The organism is Alteriqipengyuania abyssalis (assembly GCF_019857185.1).
In the GTDB taxonomy this organism is placed as follows: domain Bacteria; phylum Pseudomonadota; class Alphaproteobacteria; order Sphingomonadales; family Sphingomonadaceae; genus Alteriqipengyuania; species Alteriqipengyuania abyssalis.
In genome coordinates, this window is record NZ_JAHWXP010000001.1 from 423,670 (window position 1) to 441,442 (window position 17,773).

Annotated in this window: 15 protein-coding genes; 12 read left to right on the plus strand and 3 right to left on the minus strand. The window is 65.1% G+C overall.

Features of this window, described 5'->3' with window-relative positions; translation table 11 throughout:
- The first annotated feature begins 24 nt into the window (after positions 1-24).
- The 9 genes from KYN89_RS02080 to KYN89_RS02120 are packed head-to-tail and all read left to right on the plus strand — an operon-like array spanning position 25 to position 9,554.
- A complete protein-coding gene (locus KYN89_RS02080) occupies positions 25-645 on the plus strand; it encodes an NADH-quinone oxidoreductase subunit J (protein ID WP_010237571.1) in 621 nt (206 codons plus the stop codon).
- On the plus strand, positions 642-947 hold the full coding sequence (gene nuoK, locus KYN89_RS02085) for an NADH-quinone oxidoreductase subunit NuoK (protein ID WP_010237573.1): 306 nt from the start codon (positions 642-644) through the stop codon (positions 945-947). The genes KYN89_RS02080 and nuoK overlap by 4 nt, the downstream gene beginning before the upstream one ends.
- Before the next feature lie 7 nt (positions 948-954).
- On the plus strand, positions 955-3,015 hold the full coding sequence (gene nuoL, locus KYN89_RS02090) for an NADH-quinone oxidoreductase subunit L (protein WP_222823583.1): 2,061 nt from the start codon (positions 955-957) through the stop codon (positions 3,013-3,015).
- On the plus strand, positions 3,015-4,613 hold the full coding sequence (locus KYN89_RS02095) for an NADH-quinone oxidoreductase subunit M (RefSeq protein WP_222823584.1): 1,599 nt from the start codon (positions 3,015-3,017) through the stop codon (positions 4,611-4,613). Before nuoL ends, KYN89_RS02095 begins: the two co-directional genes overlap by 1 nt.
- Complete coding sequence (nuoN, locus tag KYN89_RS02100) at positions 4,613-6,076, plus strand: NADH-quinone oxidoreductase subunit NuoN (RefSeq protein WP_222823585.1); 1,464 nt, start codon at positions 4,613-4,615, stop codon at positions 6,074-6,076. The genes KYN89_RS02095 and nuoN overlap by 1 nt, the downstream gene beginning before the upstream one ends.
- 25 nt (positions 6,077-6,101) lie before the next feature.
- On the plus strand, positions 6,102-6,821 hold the full coding sequence (locus KYN89_RS02105) for a biotin--[acetyl-CoA-carboxylase] ligase (protein ID WP_222823586.1): 720 nt from the start codon (positions 6,102-6,104) through the stop codon (positions 6,819-6,821).
- Positions 6,822-6,824: 3 nt separating this feature from the next.
- The gene (locus tag KYN89_RS02110) at positions 6,825-7,607 is read left to right on the plus strand and encodes a type III pantothenate kinase (protein ID WP_010237585.1); all 783 of its coding nucleotides are present in this window, start codon (positions 6,825-6,827) and stop codon (positions 7,605-7,607) included.
- 1 nt (position 7,608) lies between these two features.
- A complete protein-coding gene (locus tag KYN89_RS02115; RefSeq protein WP_222823587.1) occupies positions 7,609-9,258 on the plus strand; it encodes a ribonuclease J in 1,650 nt (549 codons plus the stop codon).
- 14 nt (positions 9,259-9,272) lie between these two features.
- Positions 9,273-9,554, plus strand: a complete 282-nt coding sequence (locus KYN89_RS02120; protein ID WP_010237589.1) for a DUF1467 family protein — start codon at positions 9,273-9,275, stop codon at positions 9,552-9,554.
- Between the two features lie 38 nt (positions 9,555-9,592).
- Here KYN89_RS02120 and KYN89_RS02125 read toward each other — a convergent pair whose 3' ends face one another.
- Positions 9,593-12,046 carry a coiled-coil domain-containing protein gene (locus KYN89_RS02125; protein ID WP_222823588.1) on the minus strand — a complete coding sequence of 818 codons (2,454 nt, stop codon included), beginning with the start codon at positions 12,044-12,046 and terminating at the stop codon, positions 9,593-9,595.
- 71 nt (positions 12,047-12,117) lie between these two features.
- Between KYN89_RS02125 and KYN89_RS02130 the strand changes: the two genes are divergently transcribed.
- The 3 genes from KYN89_RS02130 to KYN89_RS02140 all read left to right on the plus strand — a co-directional run bounded on the left by KYN89_RS02130 (position 12,118) and on the right by KYN89_RS02140 (position 14,971).
- A complete protein-coding gene (locus tag KYN89_RS02130) occupies positions 12,118-12,429 on the plus strand; it encodes a hypothetical protein (protein ID WP_054525709.1) in 312 nt (103 codons plus the stop codon).
- A 177-nt stretch (positions 12,430-12,606) separates the two neighbouring features.
- On the plus strand, positions 12,607-13,584 hold the full coding sequence (locus tag KYN89_RS02135) for a hypothetical protein (RefSeq protein ID WP_346727181.1): 978 nt from the start codon (positions 12,607-12,609) through the stop codon (positions 13,582-13,584).
- A 4-nt stretch (positions 13,585-13,588) separates the two neighbouring features.
- Entirely contained in the window at positions 13,589-14,971 is a 1,383-nt protein-coding gene (locus tag KYN89_RS02140; RefSeq protein ID WP_222823589.1) for a sensor histidine kinase, read from the plus strand.
- Between the two features lie 46 nt (positions 14,972-15,017).
- On the opposite strand, the gene KYN89_RS02145 is transcribed toward KYN89_RS02140, so the two are convergent.
- Positions 15,018-16,304: a citrate synthase gene (locus KYN89_RS02145; protein ID WP_222823590.1), complete on the minus strand. Its 1,287-nt coding sequence runs from the start codon at positions 16,302-16,304 to the stop codon at positions 15,018-15,020.
- 10 nt (positions 16,305-16,314) lie between these two features.
- Entirely contained in the window at positions 16,315-17,760 is a 1,446-nt protein-coding gene (gene gltX, locus KYN89_RS02150) for a glutamate--tRNA ligase (RefSeq protein ID WP_222823591.1), read from the minus strand.
- Between the last annotated feature and the right edge of the window lie 13 nt (positions 17,761-17,773).

A 17,773-nucleotide genomic window follows, 5' to 3' on the forward strand; every position in this document is an offset into this window, starting at 1 on the left:
CTCGCGGGGCACTTTTTCAAAGCCATGATCCAGGCCATAGCCTTCTACCTTTTCGCAACGATGGTGATCGCCAGTGGCGTGCTCACCATCATGAGCCGCAATCCGGTGCATTCCGTACTGTGGCTGATCCTGGCGTTCTTCAACGCGGCGGGCCTGATGGTCCTGCTGGGCGCGGAGTTCATCGCGATGCTGCTGGTCGTCGTTTACGTCGGTGCCGTGGCCGTGCTGTTCCTGTTCGTGGTGATGATGCTCGACGTCGACATGGCGGAGCTGCGCGCCGGGTTCATCAAGAATTTCCCGCTGGGAATCGCGATCGCGCTGGTCCTGCTGGCGGAGCTGGTGCTGGGCATCGGCGCGCTGGGGGCCGGGCCGCTGGAGCTGGGCACGGCGAGCGGCGCGAACGCGCCCAATCTGGCCAACAGCAATATCGAGAATATCGGCGCGCTGCTCTATTCGAAGTACATCTTCGTGTTCGAGGCCGCGGGCCTGATCCTGCTGGTGGCGATGATCGGCGCGATCGTGCTGACCCACCGCGACCTCAAGACCACGCGCGGCCACCAGAACATCACCAAGCAGGTTCGTCGCAACCCGAAGGAAGCAACCCAGATGAAGCAGCCGACCGTCGGCGAGGGGGTCGAGCTATGATCGGCATCCAGCATTACATCATCGTCAGCGCGATCCTGTTCGTGCTCGGCGTGCTTGGCATCTTCCTCAACCGCAAGAACGTGATCGTCATCCTGATGGCGATCGAGCTGATCCTGCTGGCGGTGAACATCAACCTCGTCGCGTTCAGCGCCTTCCTTGGCGACCTCACCGGTCAGATCTTCGCGATGTTCGTGCTGACCGTGGCCGCGGGCGAAGCGGCCATCGGGCTCGCGATCCTCGTCATCTTCTTCCGTGACCGTGGCACGATCGCGGTCGACGATGTGAACCGGATGAAGGGCTGAACCACCCGTGCAGTCTTCGATCCTCCTCATCGTTTTCCTGCCGCTGGCGGCTGCCATTGTTGCAGGACTATTCAGCGGCAGCATCGGCAAGGTTCCTGCCAAGCTGATCACCACCGGCGCGCTGTTCGCCTCGTGCGCGCTGAGCTGGCCAATTTTCCTGGCCTTCCTCGGCGGCAATGCCGAAGCGCAGGTCGTGCCGGTGCTCCAGTGGGTGCAGTCGGGCGATCTCTCGTTCGACTGGGCGCTGCGTGTCGACACGCTGACCGCGGTCATGCTGGTGGTCATCACCAGCGTCTCCGCGCTCGTCCACCTGTACTCGTGGGGGTACATGGACGAAGACCCCAGCCAGCAGCGCTTCTTCGCCTATCTCAGCCTGTTCACCTTCGCGATGCTGATGCTCGTGACGGCGGACAATCTGGTGCAGATGTTCTTCGGTTGGGAAGGCGTCGGCCTCGCATCCTACCTGCTGATCGGCTTCTGGTATAAGAAGCCCAGCGCCAACGCCGCCGCGATCAAGGCCTTCGTGGTAAACCGCGTGGGCGACCTTGGCTTCATGCTCGGCATTTTCGGCACCTTCCTGGTGTTCGGCACCGTCTCGATCCCCGCGATCCTCGAACAGGCTCCGGCGATGAGCGGCAGCTCGATCACCTTCATGGGCATGCGCCTGATGACGATGGACATCCTGTGCCTGCTGCTGTTCGTCGGCGCGATGGGCAAGTCCGCGCAGCTGGGCCTGCACACCTGGCTGCCCGACGCGATGGAAGGCCCGACCCCGGTTTCCGCGCTGATCCACGCCGCCACCATGGTGACCGCAGGCGTGTTCATGGTCTGTCGCCTGTCGCCGATGTTCGAGACCGCACCTGTGGCGCTGACCGTGGTGACCGTGATCGGCGGGGCGACCTGCCTGTTCGCGGCGACGATCGGCACCACGCAGTGGGACATCAAGCGGGTCATCGCCTATTCGACCTGTTCGCAGCTGGGCTACATGTTCTTCGCCGCGGGCGTGGGCGCGTATGGCGTGGCGATGTTCCACCTGTTCACGCACGCCTTCTTCAAGGCGCTGCTGTTCCTTGGCGCGGGCGCGGTGATCCACGCGATGCACCACGAGCAGGACATGCGTTACTACGGCGCGCTGCGTAAGCGCATCCCGATCACCTTCTGGGCGATGATGGCGGGCACGCTCGCGATCACCGGCGTCGGCATCATCGACGTGTTCGGCTTTGCAGGCTTTTACTCGAAGGACGCGATCCTCGAAGCGGCCTATGCGCGCGGCACGGGCGCAGCCAACTTCGCCTTCTGGGCGGGCGCGATCGCTGCGCTGCTGACCAGCTTCTATTCCTGGCGCCTGATGTTCCTGACCTTCTGGGGCAAGCCCCGCTGGGCCGATAGCGAGCATATCCAGCACGCGGTCCATCACGGGCATGACGAGCCGGAAGATCACAATCCTGCCGCGCAGGAAGATTCGGGCGAGGCCGTGGCGCACCACGTTCCCTCGACCGAGGAGAAGGACGGCACCGCCGGCTATCATCCGCACGAGGCACCGTGGGTCATGCTGATCCCGCTGGTGGTGCTGAGCCTTGGCGCAGTGTTCGCAGGCTTCGTGTTCTACGAACCCTTCGTGGATGCCGAAGGCTTCTGGCAGGGTTCCGTGTTCTTCAACGAGAACCTCGTCCACACGATGCACGGCGTGCCTCTGTGGGTGAAGCTGACCGCGACCATCGCGATGCTTCTGGGGCTCGCGATCGCCTGGCTGTCCTACATCCGCAATCCGAAGCTGCCGGAAGCGGCAGCCGAGCAGCTGGGCCCGATCTACCGCTTCTTCCTCAACAAGTGGTACTTCGACGAACTGTACAACTTCCTGTTCGTGAAGCCTGCCTTCTGGCTGGGCCGGGTGTTCTGGAAGGTGCTCGACATCGGAATCATCGACAGGTTCGGGCCTGATGGCGCGGCCTGGGTGGTCAGGCAGGGATCGGTTGGGGCCAAGCGCTTCCAGTCCGGCATGCTCAACACCTACGCCCTGATCATGCTGCTCGGCCTTGTCGCCGCTATTACCTGGGTGCTGCTGTAATGGAGGGCTTCCCAATCCTTTCGCTGATGCTGCTGGTGCCGCTGGTCGGTGCGGTGCTGTGCATGTTCGTCAATGCGTCGACCGCTCGCTGGGTCGCGCTGATCGCCACGCTGATCGATCTGGTGCTGGGCATTTCGCTCTGGCTCAATTTCGACATCGGCGGCGCGCAGTGGCAGTTTACCGAGCGCGCCAACCTGTTTGCAGGCTTTGAATATGCGCTCGGCATCGATGGCATCGCGCTGATGCTGATCATGCTCAGCGTGTTCCTGATGCCGATCTGCATCCTCGCCAGCTGGACCAGCGTGACCAAGCGCGTCGGCGAATACATGGCCGCGTTCCTGGTCATGGAACTGCTGATGATCGGCGTGTTCGCCGCGCAGGACATCCTGCTGTTCTACATCTTCTTCGAAGCCGGCCTGATCCCGATGTACCTGATCATCGGCATCTGGGGCGGCGACGACCGGATTTACGCCAGCTTCAAGTTCTTCCTCTACACGCTGCTCGGCTCGGTCGTGATGCTGATCGCGATGCTGTGGATGATCCAGGAAGCGGGCACCAGCTCGATCCCCGTGCTGCTGCAATACGACTTCCCGCCGGAAGCGCAGACCTGGCTCTGGCTCGCCTTCTTCGCCAGCTTCGCGGTGAAGATGCCGATGTGGCCGGTCCACACCTGGTTGCCCGCCGCGCACGTTCAGGCGCCGACCGCCGGTTCGGTCATCCTCGCGGGCGTGCTGCTGAAGCTGGGTGGCTACGGCTTCATCCGCTTCAGCCTGCCGATGTTCCCCGAGGCATCCGCACAGTTCGTGTGGCTGGTCTTCGGCCTCAGCATGATCGCGGTGGTGGTCACCAGCCTGATCGCGCTGGTCCAGCACGACATGAAGAAGCTGATCGCCTATTCGTCCGTCGCGCACATGGCGATTGTGACTGCGGGCCTGTTCGCGTTCAATTCGCAGGGCATCGAGGGCGCGATGGTGATGATGCTGTCGCACGGCCTCGTCTCAGGCGCGCTGTTCCTGTGCGTGGGCGTGATCTACGACCGCCTGCACACGCGTGAGATCGCCCGTTACGGCGGCCTTGCCACCAACATGCCGCGCTACGCGCTGTTCTTCCTCCTGTTCACGATGGCGAGCATCGGCCTGCCGGGGACCAGCGGCTTCGTCGCCGAATTCATCAGCCTTGCGGGTATCTACCAGATGTCCAGCACCACGACCTTCGTGCTGACCACGGGCATCATCCTTGGCGCGGGGTACATGCTGTATCTCTACCGCCGGGTGGTCTTCGGTGAGCAGAAGAATGCCGATGCCGCCGCGATGCCGGATATGAACGCACGCGAGTGGCTGATGCTGGCACCGGTTGCGGCGGCGGTTCTGTGGATGGGCGTCTATCCCGAAAGCTTCCTCGCCCCGATGCGCAGCGATATTGCCGCGATCGAGGCGCGTATCGCGCGTGCCACACCGGCAGGCGATGCGCAGCTGGAGGCAGGTGCGCCGCGCGATCATGCGGCCAATTACATGGCAGGCGAGCATGGCAGTGGCCACGGCGCCGAGGGTGAACACGGCGCTGCGGAAGAAGGCGGCTCTGAAGGGGCCGAACACTAATGGATTACGCGACTTCCTTTGGCCTGATCATTCCCGAACTGGTCCTGACCGGTTCCGGCCTGGTGCTCCTGATGATCGCCGCTTTCGGCGGTGAGAAGGCGAGCCGTCTGGTCTCGATTCTCGCTGCGGTGGCGCTGGGCGCTGCCGGCAGCCTGACCATCCCTGCGCTGGCAAACGGCGCTGGCGGCGATGCCTCGATGGCCTTCTATGGCCAGATCAGCGCCGACGCCTTCTCCGCCTTCGCCAAGCTGCTTGTCTATGCCGCCGCGATCGGTTGCCTGATGATTGCGCCCGGCTTCTTCGGCCAGCGGCGCGCGATGAAGCCCGAATATCCGGTGCTGGTGCTGTTCGCCACGCTGGGCATGAGCATCATGGTCTCCGCGACCGATCTGATGACGCTCTACATCGGGCTCGAGCTCAACAGCCTCGCGGCCTACGTGCTCGCCAGCTTCCTGCGCAACGATAGCCGTTCGGCAGAGGCAGGCCTCAAGTATTTCGTTCTCGGCGCGCTCGCCAGCGGGATCCTGCTCTACGGCATGAGCCTGACCTACGGCTTCACCGGCACGACCAGCTTTGCCGGCATTCGCGCCGCGCAGGAGGCCGGGCTTTCGACCGGTGCGCTGTTCGGGCTGATTTTCGTGCTTGCCGGTCTGGCGTTCAAGATTTCCGCCGTGCCGTTCCACATGTGGACGCCCGACGTTTATCAGGGCGCGCCGACCCCGGTGACGACCTTCTTTGCCACCGCGCCCAAGGTTGCCGCCGTTGCGCTGACCGCGCGGGTCGCGCTCGACGCGTTCGGTTCGCAGGCGGATGCCTGGCGGCAGATCGTGATCTTCGCCGCGCTCGCCTCGATCATCGTGGGCGCGCTCGGCGCGATTGGGCAGAACAATCTCAAGCGGCTGCTCGCCTATTCCTCGATCAACAATGTCGGCTTCATTCTGATCGGCCTCGCTGCGGCGACGGTCGAAGGGGCGAGCGCGATGCTGTTCTATCTGACGACGTACGTGGTGATGTCGCTCGGCAGCTTCGTCGCGGTGCTGATGCTGCGTAATGGCGAGGGTGAGAACCTGGAAACCTTCGAGGATATCGCCGGTCTTTCCAGCACGCGCCCGGGCGTTGCACTGTGTCTGCTGGCGCTGATGTTCAGCCTCGCAGGAATTCCCCCGCTGCTGGGCTTCTGGGCCAAGGTCGAGGTGTTCAACGCAGCGATCCAGGCCGGACTGGTCCCGCTGGCGGTGATCGGCATCGCGGCGAGCGTGATCGGTGCGTTCTATTACATCAAGTTCGTCAAGGTGATGTATTTCGAAGAGCCGGTGGGGCGCGCGACCAAGGGTGGCAGCGCGGCACACTGGGCGATCCTGATCATCTGCACCCTGCTGATCTCGCCGCTCGGCTTCCTGCTGACCCGCGGACTGCAGGCGATGACCGATACGGCGGCGGCGGGCCTGTTCCCGGGCGTCTGAGCCCGCGAGCACCCGGCGCGACGTTTTGATACGGACCGTACCCGAAACCGGCTCGACCAATGCCGACCTGCTCAGTGCGCTGCGTGCCGGCGAAGCCGTGCGCGAAGGGGACTGGCTGGTCGCCGACCGGCAGGTATCAGGGCGGGGCAGACAGGGCCGTGGCTGGCATGACGGCCACGGCAACTTCATGGGCTCCACGATCGTGCGCCTTTTACCCGGACAGCCGCCTGCACACACGCTGTCGCTGCTGGCCGGGGTTGCCCTGTTCGAAGCGGTTCAGGGCGTAGTCAACGCAGCCGACTGCACCTTGCGCCTCAAGTGGCCCAACGACGTGCTGATCGGAAATGCCAAGCTTTCGGGCATCCTGCTCGAAGCGCAGGGCGATGCGGTGGTCATCGGCATCGGCGTCAATCTGGTCGCCGCGCCCGATCTGCCCGACCGCGAGACGCGCGCCCTGACCGCGTTCGGCCCCGCACCTGATCGCGATGCCTTCGCCAGCAGCCTCGCTGCGCACTTCGCGACCGAGCTGGAGCGCTGGCGGACTTACGGCCTCGAACCGCTGTTACGCAGCTGGATCGCGGCAGGCACCCCGCGCGGTACGCAGGTGAGCGTGCATGAACCCGATGGCGGGCGCGTCCACGGCCTGTTTGACGGGCTTGAACCGGATGGTTCGATGCGACTGCGCTTGGAGGATGGGGCCTTGCGTGTCATTCACGCAGGCGATGTGATCTTGGCGGAAAGGTAGCCGATGCTTCTCGCGATCGATGTCGGAAACACCAACCTCGTCTTCGCGCTGTTCGACGGGGATGATTTACGCGCGCGTTGGCGCATCTCCACCGATGGGCGGCGCACGGGCGACGAATACGCAGTGTGGCTGTTCCAGCTGCTCGGCATCGAAGGTGTTGCCCGCGAAGAGATCACGCACATCATCTTCGGCTCGGTCGTCCCGCGTGCGGACCACAACCTGACCGTGCTGTGCGAGAAATATTTCGGCATCACCCCGATCATCGCCGGGCAGGGCGAGGCCGCATGGAACTTCGAGATCGACGTTGATCTGCCCAGTTCGCTGGGTGCAGACCGCGCGCTCAACTGCATCGCGGCCCATTCGCTGGTCGGCGGCGATCTGATCGTCGTCGATTTCGGCACCGCGACCAAGTTCGAAGCGGTCGATTTCAACGGCGCCTACAAGGGCGGGATCATCGCGCCGGGAATAAACCTGTCGCTCGACGCGCTGGTCGGCAAGACCGCCAAGCTGCCGCGGATCGCGATCCACGCTCCCGATACGGACAGTGTTATCGGCCGCAATACCGAGGATCAGATGCTGATCGGCGTGTTCTGGGGCTACGTCGCGATGATGGAAGGCCTGATCGCGCGGATGAAGAAAGAGATCGGCCGCCCGACCAAGGTGGTCGCCACCGGCGGCCTCTCGGTCTTGTTCGACGACCATACCGACATATTTGATGTCGTAGACACTGACCTGACGCTGCGCGGCCTGCACCTGCTGGCCCGGCGCACGGTCGATAAAGGATAGCATGAAAAAGAACTTCAAGCCGGAGAACGAACTCCTGTTTCTTGCGCTCGGTGGATCGGGCGAAATCGGGATGAACGTCAACCTCTATGGCTGCGACGGCAAGTGGCTGATGGTCGATCTGGGCATGACCTTCGGCGCCAATGAATACCCTGGCATCGAACTGGTTTTCGCGGATCTCGAATTTATCGAGGAGCGGACGAAAGACCTGCTCGGCATCGTCCTGACCCACGCGCACGAGGACCATATTGGCGCCGTCCCGTACTTCGCCGCCGACCTGGGCGTGCCGCTTTACGCGACGCCGTTCACCGCGGAACTGGTGCGGCGCAAGCTGAAGGAAGCCGATCTGGTCGACGAGGTGCGGCTGCACATCGTGCGCGAAGGCGACCAGGATATGCAGATCGGGCCTTTCGGCATCCGCTACCTCCCGCTCGCCCACTCGATCGCAGAGGGCAACGCGCTGCTGATCGACACCCCCTACGGCAAGGTCTTCCACACCGGTGACTGGAAGCTGGACGAAGACCCGATCATCGGCGAGCCGACCACCGAGGAAGAACTGCGCGCGATCGGCGAGGATGGCGTGCTGGCGCTGGTGTGCGACAGCACCAACGTGTTCAACCCGAACGAAAGCGGCTCCGAAGGCGCGGTCTACAAGGGCCTGCTGGAGGAAGTGCAGAACTGGCCCGACAGGCGCGTGGTGGTGACGACCTTTGCCTCCAACGTCGCGCGGCTGCACACGCTGGGCGAGATTGCGAAGGAAACCGGGCGCGAGCTCGTGATCGCCGGACGCTCGCTCGAACGCATTCTCGAGGTGTCGCAAGGCTGCGGCTACCTGACCGATTTCCCACAGCCGATCGACTGGGACACCGCGATGAACCTGCCGCGCGGCAAGGTCCTCATCGTGGCGACCGGCGGGCAGGGCGAGCCGCGCGCCGCCCTGGGCCGCATGGCCGACAAGAACCATCCGCTGGAGCTGGCTCGCGGCGATGTGGTGCTGTTTTCCAGCCGCCAGATCCCCGGCAACGAGATCGCAATCGGCAAGATCATGAACCAGCTGGCCGAACGCGGGATAGAGATGGTCACCGACCGGCAGAGCATGATCCACGTCTCCGGCCACCCCGGGCGGCCCGAACTGCAGGCGCTGTACGAATGGCTGCAGCCCGAAGTGCTGGTGCCGGTGCATGGTGAGATCCGTCACATGCAGGAACAGGCGCGGCTTGGCCTTGCCGAAGGCATTCCGCATGCGGTCTTCCAGAAGAATGGCGACATCGTGAGCCTCGCGCCGGGCGAGCCGGGCAAGATCGGCAGGGTGCCCACCGGGCGCCTGGTGCTCGATGGCGACCTGATCGTTCCCGCCGATGGCAGCGCGGTTACCGAACGGCGCAGGCTGTCGCGCGATGGCGTGCTGGTGGTGGTCGTGACGGGCCGCGACGATGTGACGATCCGCGCGCTGGGCCTGCCGCTGGACGAGGATTTCCCCGACTTCGTGGCCGAGGCGACCCGTGACGTGAAGGAGGCCTTGCGCCGCCTGCGCGGTCGCGACGCGAAGGATGCAGGTGCCCGTCAGGAGGCCGCGCGCCTTGCCGCGCGCCGCGCCGCCAACCGCTGGTCGGGCAAGCGCCCGCAGGTCCAGGTCGTCATTCCGGAGGCCTGAGGGAGGGCAACACGATGGGTTTCTGGTCGATCGTCGCGATCTATTTCCTGATGTGGATATTCGTCGCGTTCACGATGCTGCCCTTCGGGGTGCGCACGCACGAGGAGATGGGGCTGGACCTCGTTCCCGGACAGGCGGAAAGCGCGCCGGCCAATTTCCGTCCCGGTAGGCTTGCGCTACGCGCGTCGGTGATCGCCGCGGTGCTGACCGCCGTGTGGGTGCTCAACTGGGAGCATGGGTGGGTGACCCGCGACATGTTCGACTTCATGCTTCCGCCCAGCCAGCGGGGCGCATAACGCTATCGATGGGGGGCGGGGCGAACTGCCCCAGCAGCTTAGCTGGTCCGCAGCCGCTCCAGCGCCTGCGCCATCGCCACATAGAGCTTGCCCACTTCGGAGCCCAGCAGCGTCACCGCCAGCGCATTGCCGTCGCGGGTCGACAGCAGCGTGCGCAGCATGGCCTCGAAATCGTGGATGTAGCGGTTCACGTTGCTCCGGAAATCCGCATCCTCGTCATACAGCTCGGCGATTTCGCGCGCCTGCCGATTGTCGAGCAGGCGCACCGCGCGCCGGGTGAACACGCCGCGATCGCCGCGCAGATAGCTGGCCCAGGCGGTGTCGGAGACCTCGCCGGATAGCGACTTGGCGATGTCGATCGCGTTGGAATTGAGGCTTTCGGTAATCAGCGCCACGCGCCGCGCGAAGTCGTTGTCGACCTGCTCCTCGGCCCGCTCGCGCGCGACCGAGACGCGGGTTTCGAGATTGCCCGCCAGCTCGTTCACCAGCGCCAGCTGATCGCGCAGCTGGCGTGCGGCATCGCGTGCCGCATCGGCGGAGCGCCCTGTCGCTTCGCGCAGCTCGGCGAGCGCCTCGTCCGCCTGCGTGCGGACCGCATCGCCCACTGCACGGGCAGCCTCCTCGCCGATCCTGGTCCCGAGCTGCTCGCCTTCGCTCTCGGCATACTCCGCCAGCAGCGTGCGCGCCTTCTCGGCTGTCGTTTCGAGCTGGGAAACCGCCTCGGCGAGACGCTCGCTGGTGGCTTGTGCGACCACGCCGGTCTCTTCGTCGAGCGCCGCAAGCGTGGTGCGCAGCGCGGTAATGCCCTCGGCCATGTTTTCGCGCGTTTCGGCCAGCCGGTCGTCGATCCGGTCGGCGACGGAGAAGATCTCCTCCCCCTTCTCGCGGGTCTCGATCACGTAGGCTGACAGGCGCTCGCTCTTCTCGGCGCCTTCGTCGATTGTCCGGCGCAGCTTTTCGGAATTGTCGCGCAGCGCCTGCAAGCGCGCCTCGGCGGCTTCCATCGCGGTGGGCAGGACTTCGCGGCTGTGCTTGGCGCCCGCGTGGATCAGTTCGAGCAGGCGCACTCCGGCTTCGGTCACTTCGTCCAACGTGGTGCCGAGCGCGGCGAGCCCTTCGCGCCCGCTGCCGAGCCGCGTTTCGAGATCGTCCGTAGCCTCGAGCAGATTGTCTCGCGAGGATGCGGTGGTACTGGCGATCTCGGCCAGTCGCTCGCTCGCCTCGGCCAGCCGCTCGGCCGTGCTGTCGCCCGCTTCGGCAATTTCGCGGGCGATCTCGCCATGCTTTTCGCGGCGTTCCTCGACTGCAGTGTCGATCGCGGAGAGCCGATCTTCGAGCGAGGCAAGCGCCAGCCGCTCCATCTCTTCCAGCCGGGTGCGCCGGGCGTCGACCCAATCGACAAATTCGCGATCCCGCTCCTTCATCGACTCGTCGATCCGCACCGCCTCGTCATGCAGCGAGGCAAGCCGTGCCTGTGCCGATTCCATCGCATGCTCGTCGATCGACTGAACCTCGCCGATCGCGTCGGTCAGGCGTTCGCGAAGCTTGTCGATCCGGCCCTGAGCCGCCGCCAGCGCCTCCACTTCGCGACCGTCCAGATCCGCGCGGAAGCTCTCGCTGCGTTCGCGCAGCGCGGTGAAGCGCGCATCCGCCATTGCCTCGAGTTCGGCGACCCGGTCGCCCAGAGTGGTCAGCGTGCGATCGACTTGGGTGCGGAAATGTTCGACATGCCGCTCACCCGCCTCGCCGAATTCGTTGAGTTTGGTGAGGCCGGTTGTCAGGCCGTCGAGCGCGCCCTGCGCGCGCTCACCCGCCGAGCCGACGGCGTTGGCGGCATCGCGCGAGGCATTGGCGATCACCGGCAGATCGTCACGCAGGCGGGCCATGTTGGCCAGCGCGGTTTCGGAGACGCAGGCGATCCGCTCCACCTCTTCGCCGTTTTCGGCCACCAGCGCTTCGATCCGGTCGGCATTCTGCGACAGGCGCGAGGCGGCGACCCGGCCGTGCGATTCCAGTTCGCGGGTCTGCTGGGTCAGGAACTCGCGCGCCAGGCTCAGCTCGCGGTTGATCGCGGTCAGCCGGGTTTCGAGTTCCGCAATATCCACCGCAGCAGCACGGGCGGTCGCCCGGAAGCGCTTGCTCTGGCGGCCCATGCGCTGGCTCGCGGCGAACCATACGAAGGCGATCAGCAGGGCGGGGACGGACCAGGCGATGATCGCATCGGCCCACATGTTCGGGGCCATTCGGGTGAAACTGTCAGGCCCGCGCGCGATCACGAACAGCGCGGTCCACCCGGCCAGCGCGATCAGCGCAATGGCGGTGACCAGCGGGCTGGCGATACGTGGCATGCGCTCTGCGGGCGAATCCTCTTCGTCCACCAGCCAATCCTCGTCCGGAAAAGTGACCGGTTCGCGGAGAGGGCGCGCGGCATCCTCCGCCTTTGGCTCCGTCGTGTCCTTGCCGACTACTCTGATCGAAGAACCCCCACTCATGATCAGAGGCTTACCACGTTTCCGGGCCGGTTAAACCCCACGTTAACGCACCGCTCGCTACAATAATCCACATGGCTTTCGAGAATGCTGCCTTTACGGCCACGCTCACCGCTGCGGCGGGTGACGATCCTGCGCTGCTCAGCGAGCTGCGCGGCGCGTTTCGCGAAAGCCTGGCCCAGCAGATCGACCTGTTGCACCGTTCGCGGTGCGACGGGAACTGGCTGGTCGCGGCGCAGCGGATCAAGGGGCTGGCCGCCAGCTTCCACGCAGACGAGCTGATCGTGCTGGCTCAAAGCGCAATCGACGCCGCCCCGGGAGACCCGGTGGCGTTGCGCGGACTCGACGGTTTTCTCGCGGAATTCGATAGGGTTACGCCCGATTGATCCGGCGCCCTGCGGGGCGCGGGACGAATTGCGCAAAACCGCTGCATTTCCCCCCGAATCTTGCGCATTTCAGCCGTTCGGGGCCTGCATACGCGTGTCCGCTGTGCTAGACGCTGCGCATTGTGGCAAACGATCAGGGATAATCGCCCCTTAACGATAGGCGGCTAAGCAGGCAGCGTGACCGATAGCTCGATGAACAGCGTGCCGGATTCTATTCTGGACGACCACCCGGTCGACGCGGGCCTGCGTGCCGAGCTGGCGCGCGGCGACATGGCGCTGTCCACCCTCACGCCGGTCCTGACCCACTTCCTGAGCACCCACGACCGGTCCCTGTTCAGCGACTCGATCATCGCCCGTGTGCGCGGCATGATGCGCAGCGCCGCCTACCGCCTGCTGCGGGTCGAGGCGGAAGAGATCGGCGCGAACGACGTGTTCGGCTATGCCGAAAACCGGGCTGACGCGCTGGCTGAAGACCTCGCCACGCACGCCGCGTTTCTGAGCCATTGCCACGCGCTGTCGATCGAATGGCAGCTGGCCGACCGGCTGCGCGGGCGCAACGGGATCGATCCCGTACTCTCGCCGCTGCTGCAATCGCTGATCGCATCGGGCGATGGCGATCTGTCGGACGCGGCGATGGCCACGCTGGCCGCGCAGGCGCGCTTTATCGAGCAGCAGAAGCGCATGGAGATGCCGCTGGCCGAATTGCCGGAGGATCAGTTCGCCCACCTGATCGGCGTCTGGCGGCGCCAGCGCGAGGATGTGAGCGATGATCTGGCGAGCACGGTGGAAAGCCGCATCCGCCAGATGCGCAGCGAGAACGAGGCGCGACTTTCTTTGCTCGACCGCACTTTCCACGGGCTCGGCGCACGCAGCGACGTCGCGCTGTCACTGACCCATGCGGGTGCGGCGATGTTCCTGACCGCGCTGGGGCACAGGGCAGGGCAGGAGCGCGATATTGCGGTCGTCTCGACCAATGATCGCCAGCTTGTCCGCTTTGCGCTGTCTCTGCGCGCCGCGGGCCTCAGCCCGGCAGAAGCGCGGGCGCAATTGCGTTGCCTGCATCCCGACGCAACGCTGCCCGCCGCGGTCGATCAGTTGACGACCCAGGATGCGCGCGCGCTGCTATCCTCCTCGCCCTTCGGGCATGTCGAGTAAGCCCATGGATGAGAGTACAACCACCTATATCGCGCGTGCGCGCACGGATGCGACAGACCGCCTGATTGCGGCGGACGAGCCGCTTGCCTCGCTCCAGCGGCGGGCGGGGGGCGAGATCCCCGGCACGATCGCGATTCCGGAGCTGCGCGAACAGGTGCGCAAGGCGCGCCGCACGAACCTGCGGCTCGGGCGCACGATTCATGCGTTCGACGGGACCGACCGGATCAAGTCGTGGATGGAGATCGTGCCTGTCGAGGGAGACGATCAGTCGGAATCGGGCTGCTCGATCGGCATCGTCACCTGGCAGGCGAGCCCGCCGCCGGTTGAGCGTGACGACGAGGCTGCTGCGCGGCGCGATGCGATCGACGATGCGCTGGCGGAACTCCACGCGCGGCTCGACCCCGCGCAGAAGGTCCTGACCGTCCACACCGACGCCGAAGACCTGCAACCGCTGCTTCGGCGGATGAGCGAGAACCTCGGCCAGCCGTGGACCGATTTCGTCAATATCGCTGGCAGCCAGCACGCCCAGCCGCTGCACTGGCGGCTGCTCGATCAGTCACGCGTCTCGATCGATGGCAGCCCGCGCCAGTGGACTGCGCGGCTGATCCCGCTGGGTGAGCCGACCCCCGGATCGCAGGGCTTCGAGCTTTATCTGATCGCCAATCGCGCGTGGGTCACGCGGGCGCAGCGGCGCGACCGGCGGACCGAGGATGGCGCGTCGATCGGGCGCGATCTTACCCCGATCCTGCGCCAGCCGATCGCCCGCATCGTCGCCAACGCGGAGACGATCCGCGCGCGGCTCGCCGGGCCGCTAGGCGACGAATACAGCGAGTATGCGCGCGATATCGTCAACGCGGGGCAGCATCTGCTCTCGCTGGTTGACGATCTGACCGATCTCGAAGTGGTCGAGGCGGACGGTTTCCGCGCCGCGCCCGACCCGATCGATCTCGCCGATGTCGCGCGCCGCGCTGCCGGCATTCTGGCGGTTCGCGCGCAGGAGAAGCGAATCAAAATCAGCGCGCCACCTGCCGATGCGAGCCAGCCCGCCACTGCGGAGTTTCGCCGGGTACTACAGGTTCTGCTCAACCTTATCGGCAATGCGATCCGCTATTCGCCGGAAGGTTCGACCATCACGGTCACCCTCGGCTCCGATGAGAAGCGCGCGCGCGTATCGGTGATCGATCAGGGGCCGGGGCTCGACCAGCAGGCACAGCGCATAGTGTTCGACAAGTTCGAACGGCTCGGTCGCAGTGGCGGCGGCGGCTCGGGGCTTGGTCTCTACATTTCCAAGCGTCTGGCACAGGCGATGGGCGGCGATCTCACCATTACGAGCACTCCGGGCGAGGGTGCTACCTTCACGCTGTCGGTGCCCGGACGTAGCGAATAAAAAAAAGGCCGCGCAGATCGCGCGGCCTTTTCATTCAGGATACGCCTCAGCGCTTGTCGACGGGCACGTAATCACGCTGCGTCGGGCCGGTGTAGAGCTGGCGCGGACGGCCGATGACCTGCGCGGGGTCGGAGATCATCTCGTTCCACTGTGCGACCCAGCCGACCGTGCGAGCCAGCGCGAACAGCGCGGTGAACATGGTGGTCGGGAAGCCGATCGCCGAGAGGATGATGCCCGAGTAGAAATCGACGTTGGGGAACAGCTTCTTCTCGATGAAGTAGTCGTCGTTCAGCGCCATTTCTTCCAGCCGCAGCGCGGTTTCGAACACGGGATCGTCGACCTTGAGCGCTTCGAACACTTCGCGCACGGTCTTTTGCATCACGGTCGCACGCGGGTCGTAGTTCTTGTACACGCGGTGGCCGAAGCCCATCAGGCGGAACGGATCGTCCTTGTCCTTGGCCCGCTCGATATAGTGCGGGATGTTTTCCGGACGGCCGATCTCACGCAGCATGTTGAGCGCGGCTTCGTTGGCACCGCCATGCGCGGGGCCCCACAGGCACGCGATCCCGGCGGAGATGCACGCAAACGGGTTGGCGCCCGACGAACCGGCGAGCCGCACGGTGCTGGTCGAGGCATTCTGTTCGTGGTCGGCGTGGAGGATGAAGATCCGGTCCATCGCCTTTTCGACCTCGGGTATCACTTCGTAGGGCTCTGCCGGCACGCCGAAGGTCATGCGCAGGAAATTGCCCGTGTAGCTGAGCGAATTGTCCGGCTGCAGGAAGGGCTGGCCGATCGAATACTTGTACGCCATCGCCGCGATGGTCGGCATCTTGGCGATCAGGCGGTGGCTGGAAATCTTGCGATGTTCCGGGTCCGCGATGTCCGTGCTGTCGTGGTAGAAGGCCGACAGTGCGCCGACCACGCCGCACATGATCGCCATCGGGTGCGCGTCGCGGCGGAAGCCGCGATAAAACGTCATCAGCTGCTCGTGCAGCATGGTGTGACGGGTGATGGTGTAGGAGAACTCGTCCAGCTCGCTGGCCGAGGGCAGTTCGCCGTTCAGGAGCAGGTATGACACTTCCATGAAGCTGGAGTGCTCGGCCAGCTGGCCGATCGGATAGCCGCGGTGCAGCAGCACGCCTTCTTCGCCGTCGATGAAGGTCAGGGCGCTTTCACAGCTCGCGGTCGACTTGAAACCGGGATCGTAGGTGAAGCGGTTGGTCGATCCGTAGAACTTGCGGATGTCCACAACCTCGGGCCCGCACGTGCCTTGCAGCACGGGAAATTCCTGAGTGTCGCCGGCAATCTCCAGCTTGGCGGTAGTATCCGACATGTGGGTCTCCTTAGTCTTGAGTGGGGTTCGCCGAAACAGCCTGTGCGTCTATCCGCGCAAGCGACTCCTCCTTGCCGAGGAGGGCGAGAACATCGAAAATTCCAGGGCTCGTCGTGGTCCCGGTAAGGGCGGCACGAAGAGGTTGGGCGAGCTTTCCGAGGCCCACTTCCAGCCGCTCCGCAAGCGATTTGGTAGTGGCTTCCAGTGCCTCGATTGTCCAGTCGCTTTGCCCGGCGAGCTCGGCAGATACCTGCGCCAGCCGCGCCCGTGCCTCGTCGTCGAGCAGGCCCGCAGCCTTCTCGGTCATGGTGAGGGGACGCTTGGCGAACAGGAAGCGCGCATTCTCGGCTAGTTCGTGGGTGTCTTTCGCGCGGGTCTTGAGCACGGGCATGGCCCGGGTCAGCAGATCCTGGTCGATCTCTCCATCGACGCTGCCCGCCAGTTCGCCCGCGACGATCCCCGCCAGCCGCGCATCGGCGGCCTCGCGAATATAATGGCCGTTGAGGTTCTGCAGCTTCTTGATGTCGAAGCGTGCCGGGCTGCGGCCCACGCCGTCCAGATCGAACAGCTCGATCGCCTCGTCCTGCGTGACTTCCTCGCGGTCGCCATGGCCCCAGCCAAGCCGCAACAGGTAGTTGAACAGCGCTTCGGGCAGGATGCCCAGCTCGTCGCGATAGGCTTCCACGCCGACCGCACCGTGGCGCTTGGAAAGCTTGGCCCCGTCGCTGCCGTGGATCAGCGGGACATGGGCATAGGCCGGATCGTCCCACCCGCCTTCGATCGCGTTCATCGCGCGGTAGATGGGCAGCTGGCGGAAGGCGTTGTTGAGGTGATCGTCGCCGCGGATGACATGGGTCACGCCCATATCGTGGTCGTCCACCACCACCGCGAGCATGTAGGTCGGCGTACCGTCCGCGCGCAGCAGGATGTAGTCGTCGATCTCTTCGTTCCTGACGGTCACGCGGCCCTGAACCTGATCTTCGATCGCGGTCTCGCCGTCCTTGGCCACCTTGAGGCGGACCGTGAAGGGCTGGCCTTCCTGTTCGGGGCCAGGCTCGCGGTCGCGCCAGCGCCCATCATAACGCATCGGCTGCTTGTTCGCGCGCTGCTCGGCGCGCATCGCCTCGAGCTCCTCGGGCGTCGCGAAGCACTTGTAGGCGTGCCCGTTGGCGAGAAGGGTATTGGCGACTTCTGCGTGGCGCTGGGCCCGCTGCGACTGGAACACCGGCTCCTCGTCAAAGGAGAGGCCGAGCCAGTCGAGCCCTTCGATGATCTTGTCGATCGCGTCCTGCGTGGACCGCTTCGCGTCGGTATCTTCGATCCGCAACAGCGCCTTGCCGCCGTGGTGACGGGCGTAGAGCCAGTTGAACAACGCGGTGCGCGCGCCGCCGAGATGCAGGTAGCCGGTCGGAGATGGGGCGAAGCGTGTAATGATCGTACCGGTTTCGCTTGCCATCCTGGCGCGGTTC

Excerpts from the sequence above, each read along its gene's own strand:
- nuoN (WP_222823585.1), top strand. The coding sequence starts at position 4,613 with ATGGATTACGCGACTTCCTTTGGCCTGATCATTCCCGAACTGGTCCTG.
- KYN89_RS02115 (WP_222823587.1), top strand. The coding sequence starts at position 7,609 with ATGAAAAAGAACTTCAAGCCGGAGAACGAACTCCTGTTTCTTGCGCTC.
- KYN89_RS02145 (WP_222823590.1), bottom strand. The coding sequence starts at position 16,304 with ATGTCGGATACTACCGCCAAGCTGGAGATTGCCGGCGACACTCAGGAA.
- gltX (WP_222823591.1), bottom strand. The coding sequence starts at position 17,760 with ATGGCAAGCGAAACCGGTACGATCATTACACGCTTCGCCCCATCTCCG.
- KYN89_RS02120 (WP_010237589.1), top strand. The coding sequence starts at position 9,273 with ATGGGTTTCTGGTCGATCGTCGCGATCTATTTCCTGATGTGGATATTC.
- KYN89_RS02110 (WP_010237585.1), top strand. The coding sequence starts at position 6,825 with ATGCTTCTCGCGATCGATGTCGGAAACACCAACCTCGTCTTCGCGCTG.
- nuoK (WP_010237573.1), top strand. The coding sequence starts at position 642 with ATGATCGGCATCCAGCATTACATCATCGTCAGCGCGATCCTGTTCGTG.
- KYN89_RS02125 (WP_222823588.1), bottom strand. The coding sequence starts at position 12,046 with ATGAGTGGGGGTTCTTCGATCAGAGTAGTCGGCAAGGACACGACGGAG.
- KYN89_RS02140 (WP_222823589.1), top strand. The coding sequence starts at position 13,589 with ATGGATGAGAGTACAACCACCTATATCGCGCGTGCGCGCACGGATGCG.
- KYN89_RS02095 (WP_222823584.1), top strand. The coding sequence starts at position 3,015 with ATGGAGGGCTTCCCAATCCTTTCGCTGATGCTGCTGGTGCCGCTGGTC.
- KYN89_RS02130 (WP_054525709.1), top strand. The coding sequence starts at position 12,118 with ATGGCTTTCGAGAATGCTGCCTTTACGGCCACGCTCACCGCTGCGGCG.
- KYN89_RS02080 (WP_010237571.1), top strand. The coding sequence starts at position 25 with ATGATCCAGGCCATAGCCTTCTACCTTTTCGCAACGATGGTGATCGCC.